The following is a 16,897-nucleotide window of genomic DNA, read 5'->3' on the forward strand; positions in this document are numbered from 1 at the left end:
ACCGCCAGCCCCGATAGTTTGCCGGTCCATCGGGAGTGAAACGGAACTGCAATGGTCGACGTTCTCGCCGCACCGCAACAAGGCAAGACGGACAGTGCGCTGCGCACGCTGACGGGGATCTCGATCGCGCATTGGGTCAGCCATTTCCATCTGCTGGTCCTGCCGATGCTGTTTCCGTTCCTGAAGGAGAAGCTCGGCGTCGGCTATGTCGAGCTCGGCTTCGCCCTCACCGTGTTCGCGGTGGTATCGGGGTTAACCCAGGCGCCGACCGGCTACCTCGTCGACCATTTTGGCGCGCGGCGCATTCTCTTGGCCGGGCTCGCGCTCGGCGGCGCCGCGCTGATCCTGCTCGGTCTGCATCTCAGCTACGCCTCGCTGATCGCCTGCGCAGTGCTGCTGGGACTTGCCAACAGCGTCTATCATCCCGCCGATTACGCGATTCTTGCGGAGCACATGGACGAGGGGCGGATGGGCCGCGCCTTCTCGATCCATACCTTTGCCGGCTTTCTCGGCGGCGCCGTCGCACCGGCGATCGTGGCCGCGCTCGTAACGCTGTCCGGCGGCACCGGCGCGCTGATCGCCTCGGGCGCGATCGGCATTGCGGTGGCGCTGCTGCTGATCATCATGAACATACCCGATGCCGGTGCGCACAAGAAGAAGCCCGGCAGCGAGAGCGCGCCAAAGCAGGCCATCATCACGCCGGCGCTGATCACGCTGACTGCGCTGTTCATGCTGCTGAGCCTGTCGGTTGCCGGCATCAACAATTTCGGCGTGGTGGCGCTGATGAGCGGCTACGGCACGTCCTATTCGATCGCCAATGTCGCGCTGACGGCGTTTCTCGCCGCAAGCGCCGCGGGCGTACTCGCCGGCGGCTTCCTCGCCGACCGCACCGAGCGCCACGGCTATGTCGCGGCGGCCTGCTTCGCCGCGAATGCGGCCATCGTGCTGCTGATCGCGCTGGTGACGCTGCCGGGCTGGGCCTTGACGGCGACGATGGCGACCGCAGGTTTCCTCTCCGGCGTGATCGCGCCTTCGCGCGACATGCTGGTGCGCAATGCCGCGCCTCCGGGTGCCGCGGGGCGCGCTTTCGGCATCGCCTCTACCGGCTTCAACCTCGGTGGCATCGTCTCACCGCTGCTGTTCGGCTGGATCATGGATCAAAGCGCGCCGCACTGGGTGTTCGGCGCGTCCGTGATCTTCATGGTGGCGACGGTGGTGCTGTCGCCGTTCACGGAGCGCCGGCCGGCGAAAGCAAATTGAGCCGTCGGCATCGACACAAATTCAACTGTCGTTCCTGCGAAGGCTAACGAGGCAGCCGCTTACCCTCCCCTGGAGGGGTCCGGGACGAGCGAAGCTCGCCCGTGGTCGATCGCGCGCAGCGCGAGCGGGGTGGGGTGATCTCTCCTCTCGGGCACTGCCGGATGGGAAACACCGTCACCCCACCCCGCTACGCATTCCGCTTCGCTACATGCGCAGCGAGCCTCCCCCTCCAGGGGAGGGTAAGAGAGAGCCGCGACTTACGTCGGCGACACTGCGCCCTTCAGCGCCGTGCCCTGCGCCGCCGCACCACGTGTCAGCCTGGCTTTCTCCGTGTTCGGCCACAACAGCAGCAGGCCAATGACGCCGGAGCCGATCATGACCACCGCGTTGATGGTGAAGCCCGTCAGGTAGCCGTCGAGCATGCTGCTGGCGCGCTGGATCACGGTGCCCATCACGCTCGGCGCGATGATGCCTGAAAGCGTGTAGAGCGCGCCGTAGATCGCGAGCACTGCACCGCGCTGCGAGGCCGGCGTGAACTCGCCGAGCATCGGCGGGCAGACCACGTAGATCGCGCCGCAGAGTCCGGAGCCGACGACGAGCAGCGCGATCTGCAGGCCGGCGCCCTCGACATGCGCCATCGCGGTGAGGATCAGGCCGCCGACGATGAGCGGCACCGAGCCGAGCACGCCGCGCGAGACGCGCGTGGTGTAGCCGCGGGCCATCATCACCTGCGAGATCCAGCCGGTGAGGAGAACGATGGTGGCGCCGAACACCCAGGGCAGGATCGAGATGAAGCCGGCCTGGCTCTGCGAGAAGCCGAGCCCCTTGACGATGAACGGCGTGAACCAGGTGAGGCCGAGCGACAGCGCCCAATAAGCGCCGAAGGTCGCGATCACGCAGCCGAGAAAGGTGCGTGAGGTCAGCAGCTGCACGTACGCAATCTTCGGCTCGGTGACGGCTAGGACCTCGGTATCCTCCAGCGGGCCTTCCTTGCCGAGCGCGAGCCAGGCTGCGACCCAGATCAGGCCGACGACGCCGAGCGCGCCGAAGGCGTAGTGCCAGGAATGGTTGACAATGATCCAGTTCAGCGCCGGCACCGCTAGAATGACGCCGAAGGCCGAGCCCTGTGACAGGATTGCAGTCGGCAGCGTGCGCTTCTCGTCGGGGAACCATTTGTAGATGGCGTGCGCGGCGACCGAGAAGGCCGGCCCTTCGCCCGCCCCCAGCACGATGCGGCAGATCAAGAGCGTGGTGAAGGAGACTGTGCCGACCATCGGGAACTGCGACACCGCCCAGATCACCGCCAGCGTCAACAACACCCAGCGCGTCGGCACCTTGTTGACGATGAAGCCGACCACGATGGCCGAGATCGAGAACAGGAAGAAGAACGAGGACCCGAGCAGGCCGAACTGCTCGGCGCTGAGCTTCATGTCGGTCATGATCGGCACGCCGGCGAGACCGACCACAATCTTGTCCGCGAAGTTCACCACCATGAAAAGAAAGAGGAGAAATGTAACAGTCCAGGCGCCCTTTGGCGTTTTGGTCGTCTTGGCCGCCACATTCGGCGTTTCCTGAGCGCTCATCATTCTCCCCGTATGTCTCTTTCGGCACTTTCTTGATTTGGCCGTTTTGAAAGCTAACAGCGGCTTCAGGGCCAACGCAACCCCGGCATTTCCGCATCAGGTGTGCTAGGCAGCAATTCCGTTAATTCCGTCCGGCGCCGTCATCGTGCTGAGCATCCGAAACCTCTCAAAGACCTTCTCTTCGGCCGGCGAGCCCGTCCATGTTCTGCGCGGCGTCGACCTCGACCTCGGGGCTGGCGAGCGCGTCGCGCTGACCGGTGAATCCGGCAGCGGCAAGAGCACCCTGCTGCACCTGATCGCCGGCCTCGACGCCGCCGATGGCGGCTCGATCCGGCTGGGTGACGCCGAGGTCACCACGCTATCGGATGCCGGACGCGCCAGCTTGCGGCGGAATCGCGTTGGCCTGGTCTTTCAGCAGTTCAACCTGATCCCGAGCCTCTCCGTCGCGGACAATCTCGCCTTCCAGGCGCGGATCGCCGGCCGGCATGATGCGGCCTGGACGAAAGAGCTTGTCGAGCGCCTCGGACTCGGCAGCCTGCTCAAACGGTATCCAGAGCAGATATCAGGCGGCCAGCAGCAGCGGGTCGCGATCGGCCGGGCGCTGGCGACAAAGCCCGCGCTGCTGCTGGCGGACGAGCCGACCGGCAATCTCGACGAAGCTACCGCCGAGGAGGTGCTGGCGCTGGCGCGCGACCTCGTCGCGCGCACCGGCTGCGGCTTCCTGATGGTGACGCACAGCCTGCATCTCGCCGCCACGCTCGACCGTCATCTCACGTTGCATGCGGGGCGCATTTCATGAAGCGCGCGCTCTGGGTTCTCGCCGTGCTGCTCAGCCATTGGCGGCGCCACAAGATGCAGTTCGCGACGCTCCTGATTGGCCTGATTGCGGCGACCGCGCTGTGGAGCGGGGTGCAGGCCATCAATCAGCAGGCCCGCAATGCCTATGACCGCGCTGCAGCGACGTTCGGCGGCGTGCGCACCGCGATGCTGGTCGCTCCCAATGCGGCGACTTTCCCGCAGGAGCTGTTCATAAAGCTCCGCCGCGCCGGCTGGCCGGTGTCGCCGGTGCTGGAGGGACGCGTCCAGATCAACGGGCATTCGGTACGGCTGCTCGGCATCGAGCCGGTCACGCTGCCGGTCGATGTCGGCAACGCGCCACGCCTGGGTGCCACGGATCTCAGCAGCTTCGTTGCTCCGCCCGGCCAGACGTTGGTGGCCCGGGAGACGCTGAGGGGCTTGCAGCAAGCAGAGGGCACGGCCCCGGCGATCAGCAGCGGCGCAAGGCTGCCGCCGCTGCGGGTCCAGCCGCAGCTCGCACCCGATGTGCTCGTGGTCGATATCGGCGTGGCACAGCGGCTGCTGAGCAAGCCCGACCAGGTCTCGCGGCTGCTGATCGGCAAGCCGAGGGGCAAGCCCGCACCGCTCGCGAGCGTGGTCGGCGAGCAGTTAGAGCGAGTCGAGCCCAATGCGGAGACGGAGCTGGAGCGTCTCACCGACAGTTTTCATCTCAACCTCACCGCCTTCGGCCTGCTGTCGTTCTTCGTCGGCCTGTTCATCGTCAATTCGGCCGTCGGCCTTGCGTTCGAGCAGCGGCTGCCAATGCTGCGCACTTTGCGGGCCTGTGGCGCCTCGGCGCGGCTGGTCAATACGGTGCTGGTGGTCGAGCTGGTGGCGCTGGCGCTGGTCGCAGGCCTGATCGGGCTCGCGTGCGGCTATTTCATCGCAGCCGCCCTGCTGCCCGATGTCGCGGCCTCGCTGCGCGGACTCTATGGCGCGCAGATCCCTGGGCAGCTCAGCCTGCGGCCTGAATGGTGGCTCGCCGGCATCGGGATCAGCGTTGCGGGTGCGCTTGTGGCGGCGGCGACCAGCCTGATCAAGGCGATCAGGATGCCAGTGCTGGCGACGGGGCAGCCGGGCGCCTGGCAGCAGCGCCAACGCCGCTGGCTGATCCTGCAGAGCTGTGCGGCCTGCGGCGCGTTCGCCGTCGCGCTGCTGCTGCTCCACTACGGGCAATCACTGATCGCAGGGTTCGGCGTGCTGGCCGCGTTGATGTTCGGTGCGGCACTGATCCTGCCGGCCTTCCTCGACATCATCCTGCTCGTAGGCCAGCGCTTCGCGCGAGGCCCGCTCGTGCTGTGGTTCTGGGCGGACAGCCGGCAGCAGCTCTCCGGATTGTCGCTGGCGCTAATGGCGCTTTTGCTCGCGCTTGCCGTCAACGTCGGGGTCTCCACCATGGTGGAGACCTTCAGCCGCACCTTCATCGGCTGGCTCAACGGGCGGCTCGCCGCCGACGTCTACGTCAGCGCGTCCGACAATGCGCAAGGCGTCGCGATCCGGAACTGGCTGAAGGATCGCAGCGATGTTCAGGCGATCCTCTCGGGCGGGCGCGCGGAGGCGCAGTTTCAGGGCCAGCCGGTCGAGTTGCTCGGCCTGCCCGATCACGCGCTCTATCGTGAGCGCTGGCCGCTGATCGAGACCGCGCCGCGCGCCTGGACCCGGCTGGTGCCGGGCAATGCCGCTTTCATCAGCGAGCAATTGAGCCGGCGGCTGAACGTGCAGATCGGCGACGTCGTCGAGGTGCCGGCGCCGGGCGGGACCTGGGAGCTCGACATCGTCGGCATCTATGCCGATTACGGCAACCCCAAGGGGCAGCTTACTGTGAACGTCGCCGCATTGATCCGGCAGTTTCCGCAGACGCCGCAGACGCGGATCGGCCTGATCGTCGCGAGAGAGAATATCCCCGGCCTGATTGCGGCTTTGCAGAAGCAGTTCGGGCTCGACGACCGCAGAATCGCCGACCAGGCGACGGTGAAGGCGGAATCGATCCGCATCTTCAACCGCACCTTCGCGGTGACGTCGGCGCTGAACGCCTTCACGCTCGGCGTCGCCGGAATCGCATTGCTCACGAGCCTGCTGACCCTGGCGAACTCCCGACTGCCGCAGCTTGCACCGCTATGGGCGATCGGCCTGACCCGGCCACGCCTTGCCACAATCGAGCTGACCAAGACGCTCTCGGTCGCGCTGTTCACGGCACTGCTGGCCGTGCCGCTCGGACTGCTGGTCGCGTGGTGCCTGATTGCAATCGTGAACGTGAAAGCTTTCGGCTGGCGGCTGCCGTTCCACGTCTTTCCGTTGCATCTGGTGGAGCTGGTCGCGGTGGCGCTCTTCGCCTCGCTGCTTGCGGCGCTGCTCCCGATGGTGCGGCTGGCGCGGATGCAGCCGGCGAATCTCGTCAAGGTGTTTGCCAATGAGCGCTGAAGCCATCACGCGGCGCGCCTTCGCCGGTGGCATCGTCGCCCTCGCCCTCCCGCGCCGCGCCGGCGCGCAGGGCTATGCCGGACTCGCCGAGACCGCCGATGGGTTTACAAAGGTAACGCCGGGAAAGACATTCACCTTCCCCGAAGATCACGGACCGCATCCGCAGTTTCGTATCGAGTGGTGGTATCTCACGGCAAACCTCGTCGACGCGCGCGGCGCGGCGTGCGGCCTGCAATGGACGCTGTTCCGCCAGGCGGCGCAGCCAGGTCCGCAAGGCGAGGGCTGGGCCAATCAACAGGTGTGGATGGCGCATGCCGCGGTGACGCGCGCCGACACTCACCGCTTCTCTGAAACGTTTTCACGGGGTGGCGTCGGACAAGCCGGCGTGACGGCAAAACCGTTCGATGCCTGGATTGACGATTGGGAGATGAAGAGTTTTGACCGCACCGATGACCGCGCTTTGGCGCCGCTGTCGCTGAAGGCAGCTGGCGCCGATTTCAGCTACGCACTGACGCTCGAGGCCGACCGGCCGGTCGTGCTGCAGGGCGATCGCGGCTTCAGCCGAAAGTCGGAGCGTGGGCAGGCCTCGTACTACTACAGCCAGCCGTTCTACCGCGCGCGCGGTATGCTCAGCATCGACGACAAGCCGGTCGATGTCTCGGGCCAGGCCTGGATGGACCGGGAATGGAGCAGCCAGCCGCTCGACGCCGACCAGACCGGCTGGGACTGGCTGTCGCTGCATCTGTCATCCGGAGACAAGCTGATGCTGTACCGGCTGAGGCAGAAGGACGGCAGAAATTATCCGTTCGGCAATTGGATCAGCGCGGCCGGCGAGACGCAGATGATTGCAGGCAGCGACATACAGATGATGCCGAGGGCGACGGCTGAGGTTGCGGGACGCAAGCTGCCGGTGCAATGGCAGATCGCGATCCCCGCGCGATCATTCTCGATCCTCTGCAAGCCGCTCAATCCGAACGCCTGGATGGGGACCGGCTTCTCGTACTGGGAAGGGCCGATCAGCTTTGCCGGCACACATGACGGCGTTGGCTATCTCGAGCTGACCGGCTATTGAAGCGCGATCTCTTCGAAGGAACCGACGATGTATCATCTCACCGCCCTCGTCACGCTGCTGGCGATCGCGTTTTATTTCTTCACCTCCATCAACGTCTCCCGCTCGCGCACCAAGACCGGCGTCAAGGTACCTGCGATGTCGGGGCATCCGGATTTCGAACGGGCCTTCCGCATCCAGATGAACACGTTGGAATGGATGCCGATCGTCCTGCCAGCCCTTTGGCTGTTCGCGATCTATATCAGCGACGCCATCGCGGCGGCGATTGGCGTGATCTGGATCATCGGCCGGATCGTCTATTTCATCGGCTATTCGCAAGCCGTGGCCAAGCGCGGCACCGGCTTTGCGATCCAGGCGCTCGCAGCAATGGCGCTGTGGGTCGGGGCGCTCGGGGCGGTGGTGCTGCGGTTGGTGTGAGGCAATCCGCCGCCACACATTCCGCTGCCGTCCCGGACAAGCGTAAGCGCCGATCCGGGACCCATAACCGCAGGAAGATGTCGTGATGCGAGCTGATCACTCCGAGTCCCCGTAACCACGCGTGCCTGTGGTTATGGGTCCATGATCGGCGCGCGCTTGAGGCGCGCTTGTCCGGGACGACAGCGCGGGTGTGGCGCTCGCTGTGCCACTTCCCTACTTCGTCAGCGGACAGCCGCTCTCCTTGGCCGTGAAGAAGGCCTTGTCGCCGGGGACGGTGGCGAGCAGCTTGTAATAATCCCAGGGCTTCTTCGATTCCGAGGGCTTCTTGACCTCGAACAGATACATGTCGTGGATCATGCGGCCATTCTCGAGCACCTTGCCGCCTTGCGCGAAGTCGTCGTCGACCGGCAGCTCCTTCAGCTTCTTGGCGACGGCATCCGGATCCTTGGTGCCGGCAGCCTTGACGGCCTTGAGATAGCTCAGCGTCGCCGAATAGGTACCGGCGTGGATCATGCTCGGCATCCGCCCGGTGCGCTTGAGGAAGCGCTCGCCGAGATTGCGCGTCCTGTCGTTGAGATCCCAGTAATAACCTTCGGTCAGCACCAGGCCTTGCGCGGCCTGCAAGCCGAGGCCGTTCACCTCGGCAAGCGTCATCAGGAGGCCCGCGAGCTTCTGGCCACTCGCGACGATGCCGAACTCGGACGCCTGCTTGATCGAATTGGTGGTGTCGAGGCCGGCGTTGGCGAGGCCGACGATCTTCGCCTTCGAGCTCTGCGCCTGCAGCAGGAAGGAGGAGAAGTCCGACGAATTGAGCGGAACGCGCACCGAGCCGAGCACCTTGCCGCCATTGGCGGTGACGATCTCGCTGGTGTCCTTCTCCAGCGCGTAGCCGAAGGCGTAGTCCGCGGTGAGGAAGAACCAGGTGTCGCCGCCGGCTTTGGTCAGCGCGCCGCCGGTGCCGACGCCGAGCGCGCGGGTGTCGTAGGCCCAGTGGAAGCCGTAGGGCTGGCAGGCATCGCCGGTGAGGCGCGATGTCGCGGCGCCGACGACGATGTCGATCTTCTTCTTTTCCTTGGAGAGCTCGTGGATCGCGAGCGCGACCGAGGAGGTCGTCAGCTCCGTGATCATGTCGACGTTCTCGACGTCATACCAGCGCCGCGCGATCGAGCTTGCGAGGTCAGGCTTGTTCTGGTGGTCTGCAGTGACGAGCTCGATCTTCTGGCCGAGTACTTCGCCGCCGAAATCCTCGATCGCCATCCTGGCCGCTTCGACCGACCATTTGCCGCCGTAATCGGCATAGACGCCGGACTGGTCGTTGAGGATGCCGATCTTGACGCCTTGCGCGGAGGCGGGAACCGCAATCAAGAGGGCCGAGGCCGCTGCGGCCCAAAGTGCTGATTTCATATGTTTAACTCCCGGCATTCTTCTGTGAAATCGCGCGGATAGTAGTGAAGAACCGCGCTTCCGCCCATCCATTTCATGTTGGTCGTTAGTATGGGATTCTGCGTGCCACATTCTCCACCGTCGTCCCGGGGCGTGCGCAGCGCGAGCCCGGGACCCATAACCACAGGATGGTGTTGGCGAAGACTCGCCGCTGTCGCGCTAAACTCCTCCCTGTGGTTATGGATCCCCGCGTTCGCGAGGATGACAGCGGAGGATGTGGCGGAGTCTTTGGCCATCGAGACAGACGTCAGGCCATCGCCTCCGGCTTCTTGTCGCGCCGCCCTTCCGCCAGGTTCCGCACCACGACGTAGAAGATCGGCGTGAACAGAAGGCCGAACAGGGTGACGCCGATCATGCCGAAGAACACGGCGACGCCGACGGCCTGGCGCATCTCCGAGCCAGAGCCGGTCGAGATCACCAGCGGCAAGACGCCGAGGATGAACGCGAACGAGGTCATCAGGATCGGCCGCAAGCGCAGGCGGCAGGCATCGATGACGGCCTCCAGCCGCGGCTTGCCTTCGTTCTCGATATCGCGCGCGAATTCGACGATTAGGATCGCGTTCTTCGCCGCCAGTCCCACCAGCACGACGAAGCCAATCTGGGTCAGAATGTTGACGTCCTGGCCCATGACGCGAACGCCGATGGTGGCGGCGAGCAGGCACATCGGCACGATCAGAATCACCGCGAACGGCAGCGTCCAGCTGCCATATTGCGCGGCGAGGACGAGATAGACGAACAGCACGCAGATCGGAAATACGTAGAGACCGGCATTGCCGCCGGTGACCTGCTGATAGGACAGGTCGGTCCATTCGAAGGTGAAGCCGCTCGGTAAAGTATCGTTCGCGAGCTGCTTGATGGCGTTGAGCGCGGTGGTCGAGCTCGTGCCCGGCGCCGGCTCGCCCTGGAGTTCGGACGCCGCATAGAGATTGTAGCGAGCGACGCGGTCGGGTCCCGAGACGTCCTTGAACTCGACCACGCTGCCGAGCATCACCATGTCGCCGGAAGCGTTGCGCGTGCGCAGGCGCGCAAGGTCGCTCGGTTCTTTCCGGAAAGGGAAGTCGGCCTGCGCGGTGACGTGGTAGGTGCGGCCAAACAGGTTGAAGTCGTTGACATAGGTCGACCCGAAATAGGTCTGGATCGTCTCGTTGATGTTGGAGATGGGCACGCCCAGCTTCTGCGCCTTGGTGCGGTCGATGTCGACGAAGAGCTGCGGCGTGTTGGCCGTGAACGGCGAGAACACCGAGGGGGCGAGCAGCGAGGGCGATTTGCGCGCGGCGGCGACAAGCTCGTCGGTGGCGGCTGCGAGCATTTCAGGCCCGCGGCCCTGGCGGTCCTGGATGCGGATGGCAAAGCCGCCGCCGGTGCCGATGCCGGGCACGGCCGGCGGCGGAATCACGATGATGAAAGCGCCCTGGATCGCGGACAGGCGCTTGCGCAGCTCGGCGGTGATGGCATTCGCGGACAGGCCCTTCTTCAGCCGCGCCTCGGGCTCGTCGAACACCGGGAACAGCGCCGCCGCATTGCCGGCCTGCGTGCGGGTGGCGCCGGAGAAACCGGCAAAGGCGGCGACTCGAACGATGCCCGGCGTTTCCAGCGAGATCCGCTCGATCTCGCGAACGACCTCGGTGGTACGCGCCAGCGACGCCGCGCCCGGCAATTGCACGGATATGATGACGTAGCCGCGATCCTGCGCCGGGATGAAGCCCTGCGGCGTGGTCACGATCAACCAGCCGGCGCCGCCGATCAGCACGACGTAGATCAGCAGCATCACCACCGAATGGCGAATCGCGAAATTGGCGAGGCCGGCATAGCCATGCGCCAGCCGGTCGAACACGCGATTGAACACGCCGGTGAACGCATTCCAGCCGCGCGCGATGATGTTCCAGGCGGCCGGCGGCCGCTTTTCTTCGTGTGGTGTGAGGATCTGCGAGGCCAGCGCGGGCGAGAGCGTCAGCGAGCAGAAGCAGGAGATCGCCGTCGCAACGGCGATGGTGACGGCGAATTGCTGGAAGAACTGCCCGGAGATGCCGCCGAGGAACGCGGTCGGCACGAACACCGCGCATAGCACCAGGGCGATCGAGACCAGTGCGCCGCCGACCTCCTCCATTGTCTTCAGCGCGGCATCGCGACGACTGAGGCCGTGCTCGAGATGGCGTTCGACATTCTCGACCACGACGATGGCGTCGTCGACCACGATGCCGACCGCGAGGACGAGCCCGAACAGGGTGAGATTGTTGATGGAGAAGCCGAGCGCCGCCATCACCGCGAACGTGCCGACCAGCGAGACCGGAATCGCGATGATCGGAATGATCGCGGGCCGCCATCCCTGCAGGAACACCAGCACGACGACGACCACGAGCAGCATGGCCTCGTAAATGGTCTTGATCAGCTCGTGGACCGACTGGGCGATGAACTCGGTCGGGTTGTAGCCGATATTGAAGTCGAGCCCCCTGGGAAAGCTCTCCTTGAGCCTCGTCATGGTGTCGGAGATGTTCTTTGCGGTCGCGAGCGCGTTCGAGCCCGGCCGCTGCGTCACCAGCATCGCGACCGCCGACTTGCGCAGCAGGAAGCTGTTGGTGCTGTAGGCCAGCGCCCCGAGCTCGATGCGGGCGACGTCGCGCAGCCGCACCGTGCGGCCGTCAGGGCCGGCCTTGATCAAGATATCCTCGAACTGCTTCTGGTCCTTCAAACGTCCGGTGAAGGTGAGATTGGGCTGGAAGGCCCGATCGGTGATCGGCGGCTCGGCGATCTGGCCGCCGGCGATCTGCACGTTCTGGGCGCGGATGGCCGCGAGCACCTCGGCCGAGGTCAGGCCGAGATTGGCGATTCTGTCAGGATCGAGCCACAGCCGCATCGAATAGTCGCGGGCGCCGAAGATCTGGATGTCGCCGACGCCGTCGATGCGCAAGAGCTGGTCGCGGACCTGGAGCAGCGCATAATTGGAGATGTAGAGCTGGTCGAACGTGTCGTCCGGCGACAGCATGAACACGACCATTAGGATGTCGGGCGAGTTCTTGCGGGTGGTGACGCCGTTGCGCTGCACTTCCTCTGGAAGGCGCGGCTGCGCGATGGCGACGCGATTCTGCACCAGCACCTGGGCCTTGTCGAGATCGGTGCCGAGCTTGAAGGTGACGGTGATGGTGAGCTGGCCGTTCGAGGTCGCCTGGCTGTAGAGATACAGCATGTCCTCGACGCCGTTGATCTCCTGCTCGATGGGAGCTGCGACCGTGTCGGACACGGTCTGGGCGGAGGCGCCGGGATATTGCGTCGTGACGACGACGGTCGGCGGCACCACTTGCGGATATTCGGAGACCGGCAGCGTGGTGTAGGCGAGTGCACCGACGATCAGGAGCACGATCGACAGCACCATCGCCAAAATGGGCTGGTTGATGGAGAGGCGGCCAAGATTCATGACTTGCCACCGGCCGGCGCTTGCGCGGTCTGGGGAGCGACCTTGGCGCCGACGCGGGCGCGCTGGATGCCGTTGACGATGACGCGATCGTCCGGCTTCAGCCCTTCACGGATCACGCGCAGGCCGTCGTCGAGCGGACCGAGCACGACGGGGCGTGCCTCGACCGTATCATCAGGCTTGACCACGAACACGATCTTGCGGGACTGGTCGGTTGCGATCGCAGCGTCCGGAATCAGCAGCGCCTCGTAAGGCGCGCTGCCGATCAGGCGGACGCGGCCGAACTGGCCGGGCAGGATCGAAAGATCCGTGTTCTTCACCACCGCGCGGCTGCGCAGCGTGCCGGTCGACACGTCCAGCCGATTGTCGAGGAAATTGACGGTGCCCTCGCGCGAGGGCTTGGTCTCGCCGGCCAGCGTCACTTGCACCGGGTTCGCGGTATCGCGCGAACTTGGCCGCCGTCCTTCGAACCACAATTTGCTGTATTTGATGAACGTCGCCTCATCCATGTCGAAATAGATGTAGATCGGATCGAGCGCGACGATCGAAGTCAGCAGCGTCGAGGTGCCGGTGTCGCTGCCCTGCACGAGATTGCCGGGGCTGACGAGATGGCGGCTGACGCGGCCGGTCAAGGGCGCTGCCACATGCGTGAACTCGATGTTGAGCTTGGCGGCCTTCAGCGCGCCCTCGGCCTGCATCTCGGCGGCGTGCGCAGCCTGCAAGGCCTGGCGGCGCTGATCGACGACCTGTTCGGAGACCGCGCTGGTCTGCACGAGGCTGAGACCACGGTCGAGCTCGCGCTTGGCGAGCTCCACTCGCGCCCGTGCGTCTGACAGCTGGCCCTCCGCCTGAGTGGCCACCGCCTCGAACGGGCGCGGATCGATCACGTAGAGCAGGTCACCCTGACGCACGATGGCGCCGTCCTGGAATTCGACCGAGTTGACGAAGCCGCCGACCCGCGGCCGCACCTGGACCTCCTCCACCGCCTCGAAGCGGCCGGTGAACTCGTCCCAATCGGTGACTGTGCGCTTGACCGGCTGGGCGACCGTCACCGCCGGCGCCGGCGGAGCCGCAGCCTGCGATGCCGGCTTGTCGCAGCCGGACAGGGCGAACGCGGCGGCGAGAAGCCCGGCGATTGCGCTGACCTGAACGAAATCGTGCTTTTTGATCAACTGCCTGCTTCCGTCCGGTCCGCTCATCCCCAGGTCCTCGCATCAAAGCCGCAGAAGATGCAGGGTACGCCTCTACCTGCGGGCGCCACAAGATGTGTTGCAAAGATGAACTCTTCAAGACCAATGCGCGCGCAATGCTCCGAACGGCGCCCTGACCGGATGACGGGTTGACAGAGAGAGAGAGAGAGAGAGACGGTGCCGGGCAAGGCAGTTGCGGCAAGCCGAACCCTGCCGTGAACGACGGGCACTCGGAATTGCGAGCTTTTCCCGGCGGCTGTCCTTCGAGACGCCCGCTTCAGGCGGGCCCATCCTGACAAAGAGAGCTACTTACGCAGCCTGGCCTTGGCGCCGGCGACGATCTGCATGGTGACGCCGGCAATCCAGCCGACCAAGACGAGCCAGGTCCAGGCCATGTGCGGATCGAGCCGGAGCACGATCACGGCGACCGAGGCGAAGGCGGTGAGCGTAGCGGAGAGCGTGCCGGCGGCGCTCATGAGCTCGGCGGCGTCGATCTGGCTGTGCGCATCGTCGAAAGGCATCTGCGGCGTGTCGATGCCGAGATAGAAGCCGATGCCGCCGAGCAGCATCATCAGCAGCAGGAAGCCCTGCGTGGTGAGGGTGGGGATCGCCGAGCCGACATAGGCGCCGACGAACAATCCGCACGCGGCCCCCGCCATGGCAAGGCCAACGCGCTCGAACACATGGGCAGTTTTACGAAAACGAAAGCGCATGGCCAGCCTCCGCGAGGCGTTGAGTATGGAGAGGTTAGGCCAGTTTTGGGGGGCATGGAAGGTGAGGAGGTTTACGGATGCGTGAGGGATCTAACTCCCTCTCCCCGTTCTTACGGGGAGAGGGTTGGGGTGAGGGGCTTCTCTCCACACATGAGATTTTCGCCGCACCTGTACCCCCTCACCCGGATTGCGCTCGCGCGCAATCCGACCTCTCCCCGCAAGCGGGAAGAGGTGAAGAGAGTCACCTCGCCCCGAACGTGGTCTTGCCGAACAGCGCCTTTTGCGTGGACGGCTGCGAGCGCCAGTATTGCGGCGGCGCCTCGACCACGCCGCCGAGCTCGGCGGCAGCGTGCCAGCCCCAGCGCGGATCGTAGAGCAGGCCGCGGGCGAGCGCGACCATGTCGGCCTTGCCCGACGCGACGATCTCCTCCGCGTGCTTCGACTCGGTGATCAGGCCGACGGCGATGGTGGGCAGGCCGGTCTCGCGCTTGATCGCCTCTGCAAACTGCACCTGATAGCCGGGGCCGAGCGGAATCTTCTGCAGCGGCGAGACGCCGCCGGACGATGCATCGATCCAGTCGACGCCGCGCGCCTTCAGCGCGTTCGCGAATTCGATGGTCTGTGCCAGATCCCAGCCGCCCTCGACCCAATCGGTCGACGACACCCGCATGCCGACCGGCTTGTCGGCGGGGAACGCGGCGCGCACCACGTCGAACACCTCCAGCGGAAAGCGCATGCGGTTCGCGAGGCTACCGCCATATTCGTCGGTGCGCTTGTTGGAGATCGGCGACAGGAATTGATGCAAGAGATAACCATGCGCGCCATGGACCTCGATGGCGTCGATACCGAGCCGCGCGGCGCGCTCGGTCGAATGGACGAAGGCCTCGCGGATGCGCTTCAGGCCTGCCGCATCCAGCGCCAGCGGGGCGGCCTCGCCCTCCTTGTGCGGCACCGCCGACGGCCCGACCGTCTGCCAGCCGCCCTGCCCTTCCGGAATCAATTGGCCGCCGTCCCAGGGGCGCGCGCTCGAGGCCTTGCGGCCGGCATGGGCGAGTTGCATCGCGATCGCGGTGGAGGAATGCTTGCGCACCGAATGCAGGATCGGCTTCAGCGCGGCCTCGCAGGCGTCGCTGTAGAGCCCGAGGCAGCCCGGCGTGATACGGCCGATCGCCTCGACATGCGTCGCCTCGATGCAGAACATCGCCGCGCCCGACAGGCTGAGATTGTTGATGTGGGTGAAGTGCCAGTCGGTGGCGACGCCGTCATCGGCCGAATATTGGCACATCGGCGACACCACGAGGCGGTTCTTCAACGTCAGGCCGCGCAGCTTGATCGGGGAAAACAGGGCGCTCATGCGAGGGTCCGGGGCTGGAGAAATGGAAGCGATTGCATGAAGTTTAGTGGGTGGGCGGCGAATTGCCAGCCGCACGGGCAGCATGGCGACCAGCAGCGGCATGCATTGCGCTGGAGATGCCGCGGCGAACATGTCTCCCTATTGTCGTCCCGGATCCGCGCTTCGCTTGTCCGGGACGATGGAGGAATGCGGGCGTAACCCGCCCCTACGGCTTGATGCCGGCGGCCTTGATCAGCTCCTGATTGGCCGCCAGCTCGCGCTTGACGAGGTCGTCCATCTCGGCGGGCTTCATCGGCCTCGGTTCGAGCCCGAGCTTTGTCAGGCTCACCTGCGTCGCCGACGTGGCCAGGACTTTCTCGGCGGCCGCGTGCAGCTTGTCGACGACCTCGCGCGGGGTCTTCGCCGGCACGAACACGCCGAACCAGATCTCGCTGTCGGCGTCCTTCAAGCCGATCTCGGCCGGCGTCGGCACATCGGGCAGCTCGGCAACGCGCTTCGATGTCGAGACCACCAGCGCGCGCACTTGGCCCTCGCGGATCAGCGGCAACGCGGTCGCCAGCGGGCAGAAATACAGATCGATGCGCCCACCGAGAATGTCGGCGATCACTTCCGGGCCGGCGCGATACGGCACATGAATAGCCTCGATGCCGGCGGCGTAGCGGAACTTCTCGCTCGAGATGTGCACGGCGCTGCCGATGCCGACCGAGCCGAACGAGATCGAACCGGGCTTTGCCTTGGCAGCGGCGATGAAGTCCTGGATGGTTCTCCAAGGGCGCTCCTTCGGCACGATCATCACATTGGCACCGGATCCGATCATGAACACCGAGGCGAGATCGCGGCTGGGGTCGAAGCTCGCATTCGGGAACATCAGGGGCGCAATGGTCAGCGCCGACGACTGGGCGAGCAGGCTGTAACCATCGGGATCGGACTTCGCGACCGCCGCCGAACCGACCACACCGCCGCCGCCGGCGCGGTTTTCGATCACGATCGGCTGACCGAGTTCGGCGGAGAGATGCTCGAACACCAGCCGCGGCACCACGTCCGCCGCGCTGCCCGGACCGAACGGAATGGTCGCCTTGATCAGTCGCGCCGGCCAGTCTTGTGCCTGGACTTGTGTTGCAGCGGCGATCCAGAAGGACGCATATAGACAAAACACGCGAAGGAACCTGGTCATCGAAATCTCCGGTCGACTCTCGCGATC

12 protein-coding genes are annotated in these 16,897 nt (G+C 65.5%); 5 read left to right on the forward strand and 7 right to left on the reverse strand.

What is annotated here, in order from left to right; translation table 11 throughout:
* Positions 1-51: 51 nt before the first annotated feature.
* Positions 52-1,260, forward strand: coding sequence for an MFS transporter (locus tag GA0061099_RS23825; RefSeq protein WP_036026276.1), 1,209 nt, complete (start codon positions 52-54; stop codon positions 1,258-1,260).
* Between the two features lie 257 nt (positions 1,261-1,517).
* Here the strand turns inward: GA0061099_RS23825 and GA0061099_RS23830 are convergent, their stop codons facing one another.
* Positions 1,518-2,843: an MFS transporter gene (locus GA0061099_RS23830; RefSeq protein WP_036026296.1), complete on the reverse strand. Its 1,326-nt coding sequence runs from the start codon at positions 2,841-2,843 to the stop codon at positions 1,518-1,520.
* A gap of 145 nt (positions 2,844-2,988) precedes the next feature.
* Here GA0061099_RS23830 and GA0061099_RS23835 point away from each other — a divergent pair, with 145 nt between their 5' ends.
* Genes GA0061099_RS23835 through GA0061099_RS23850 form a run of 4 tightly spaced genes read left to right on the forward strand, consistent with a single transcriptional unit; the run spans position 2,989 to position 7,587 of the window.
* On the forward strand, positions 2,989-3,642 hold the full coding sequence (locus GA0061099_RS23835) for an ABC transporter ATP-binding protein (RefSeq protein WP_036014611.1): 654 nt from the start codon (positions 2,989-2,991) through the stop codon (positions 3,640-3,642).
* Positions 3,639-6,101: an FtsX-like permease family protein gene (locus tag GA0061099_RS23840; protein ID WP_036026274.1), complete on the forward strand. Its 2,463-nt coding sequence runs from the start codon at positions 3,639-3,641 to the stop codon at positions 6,099-6,101. The genes GA0061099_RS23835 and GA0061099_RS23840 overlap by 4 nt, the downstream gene beginning before the upstream one ends.
* Positions 6,091-7,173 carry a lipocalin-like domain-containing protein gene (locus tag GA0061099_RS23845; protein WP_036026271.1) on the forward strand — a complete coding sequence of 361 codons (1,083 nt, stop codon included), beginning with the start codon at positions 6,091-6,093 and terminating at the stop codon, positions 7,171-7,173. The genes GA0061099_RS23840 and GA0061099_RS23845 overlap by 11 nt, the downstream gene beginning before the upstream one ends.
* 27 nt (positions 7,174-7,200) lie before the next feature.
* Positions 7,201-7,587 (forward strand): MAPEG family protein, encoded by a 387-nt coding sequence (locus tag GA0061099_RS23850; protein WP_057027794.1) that lies wholly within the window; start codon positions 7,201-7,203, stop codon positions 7,585-7,587.
* A gap of 213 nt (positions 7,588-7,800) precedes the next feature.
* Here GA0061099_RS23850 and GA0061099_RS23855 read toward each other — a convergent pair whose 3' ends face one another.
* The 6 genes from GA0061099_RS23855 to GA0061099_RS23880 form a co-directional block, all read right to left on the reverse strand.
* Positions 7,801-8,991 carry an ABC transporter substrate-binding protein gene (locus GA0061099_RS23855; RefSeq protein WP_036014626.1) on the reverse strand — a complete coding sequence of 397 codons (1,191 nt, stop codon included), beginning with the start codon at positions 8,989-8,991 and terminating at the stop codon, positions 7,801-7,803.
* A 286-nt stretch (positions 8,992-9,277) separates the two neighbouring features.
* Positions 9,278-12,442, reverse strand: a complete 3,165-nt coding sequence (locus GA0061099_RS23860) for an efflux RND transporter permease subunit (protein WP_036026267.1) — start codon at positions 12,440-12,442, stop codon at positions 9,278-9,280.
* Positions 12,439-13,638, reverse strand: a complete 1,200-nt coding sequence (locus tag GA0061099_RS23865; RefSeq protein ID WP_036026265.1) for an efflux RND transporter periplasmic adaptor subunit — start codon at positions 13,636-13,638, stop codon at positions 12,439-12,441. The genes GA0061099_RS23860 and GA0061099_RS23865 overlap by 4 nt, the downstream gene beginning before the upstream one ends.
* A 296-nt stretch (positions 13,639-13,934) precedes the next feature.
* Positions 13,935-14,342, reverse strand: a complete 408-nt coding sequence (locus GA0061099_RS23870) for a hypothetical protein (protein WP_036026263.1) — start codon at positions 14,340-14,342, stop codon at positions 13,935-13,937.
* Between the two features lie 241 nt (positions 14,343-14,583).
* Complete coding sequence (locus tag GA0061099_RS23875) at positions 14,584-15,696, reverse strand: NADH:flavin oxidoreductase/NADH oxidase (RefSeq protein ID WP_036026261.1); 1,113 nt, start codon at positions 15,694-15,696, stop codon at positions 14,584-14,586.
* 205 nt (positions 15,697-15,901) lie between these two features.
* Positions 15,902-16,870, reverse strand: a complete 969-nt coding sequence (locus GA0061099_RS23880) for a Bug family tripartite tricarboxylate transporter substrate binding protein (protein WP_036026258.1) — start codon at positions 16,868-16,870, stop codon at positions 15,902-15,904.
* Positions 16,871-16,897: the final 27 nt, after the last annotated feature.

The organism is Bradyrhizobium yuanmingense (assembly GCF_900094575.1).
Taxonomy (GTDB): Bacteria; Pseudomonadota; Alphaproteobacteria; order Rhizobiales; family Xanthobacteraceae; genus Bradyrhizobium; species Bradyrhizobium yuanmingense.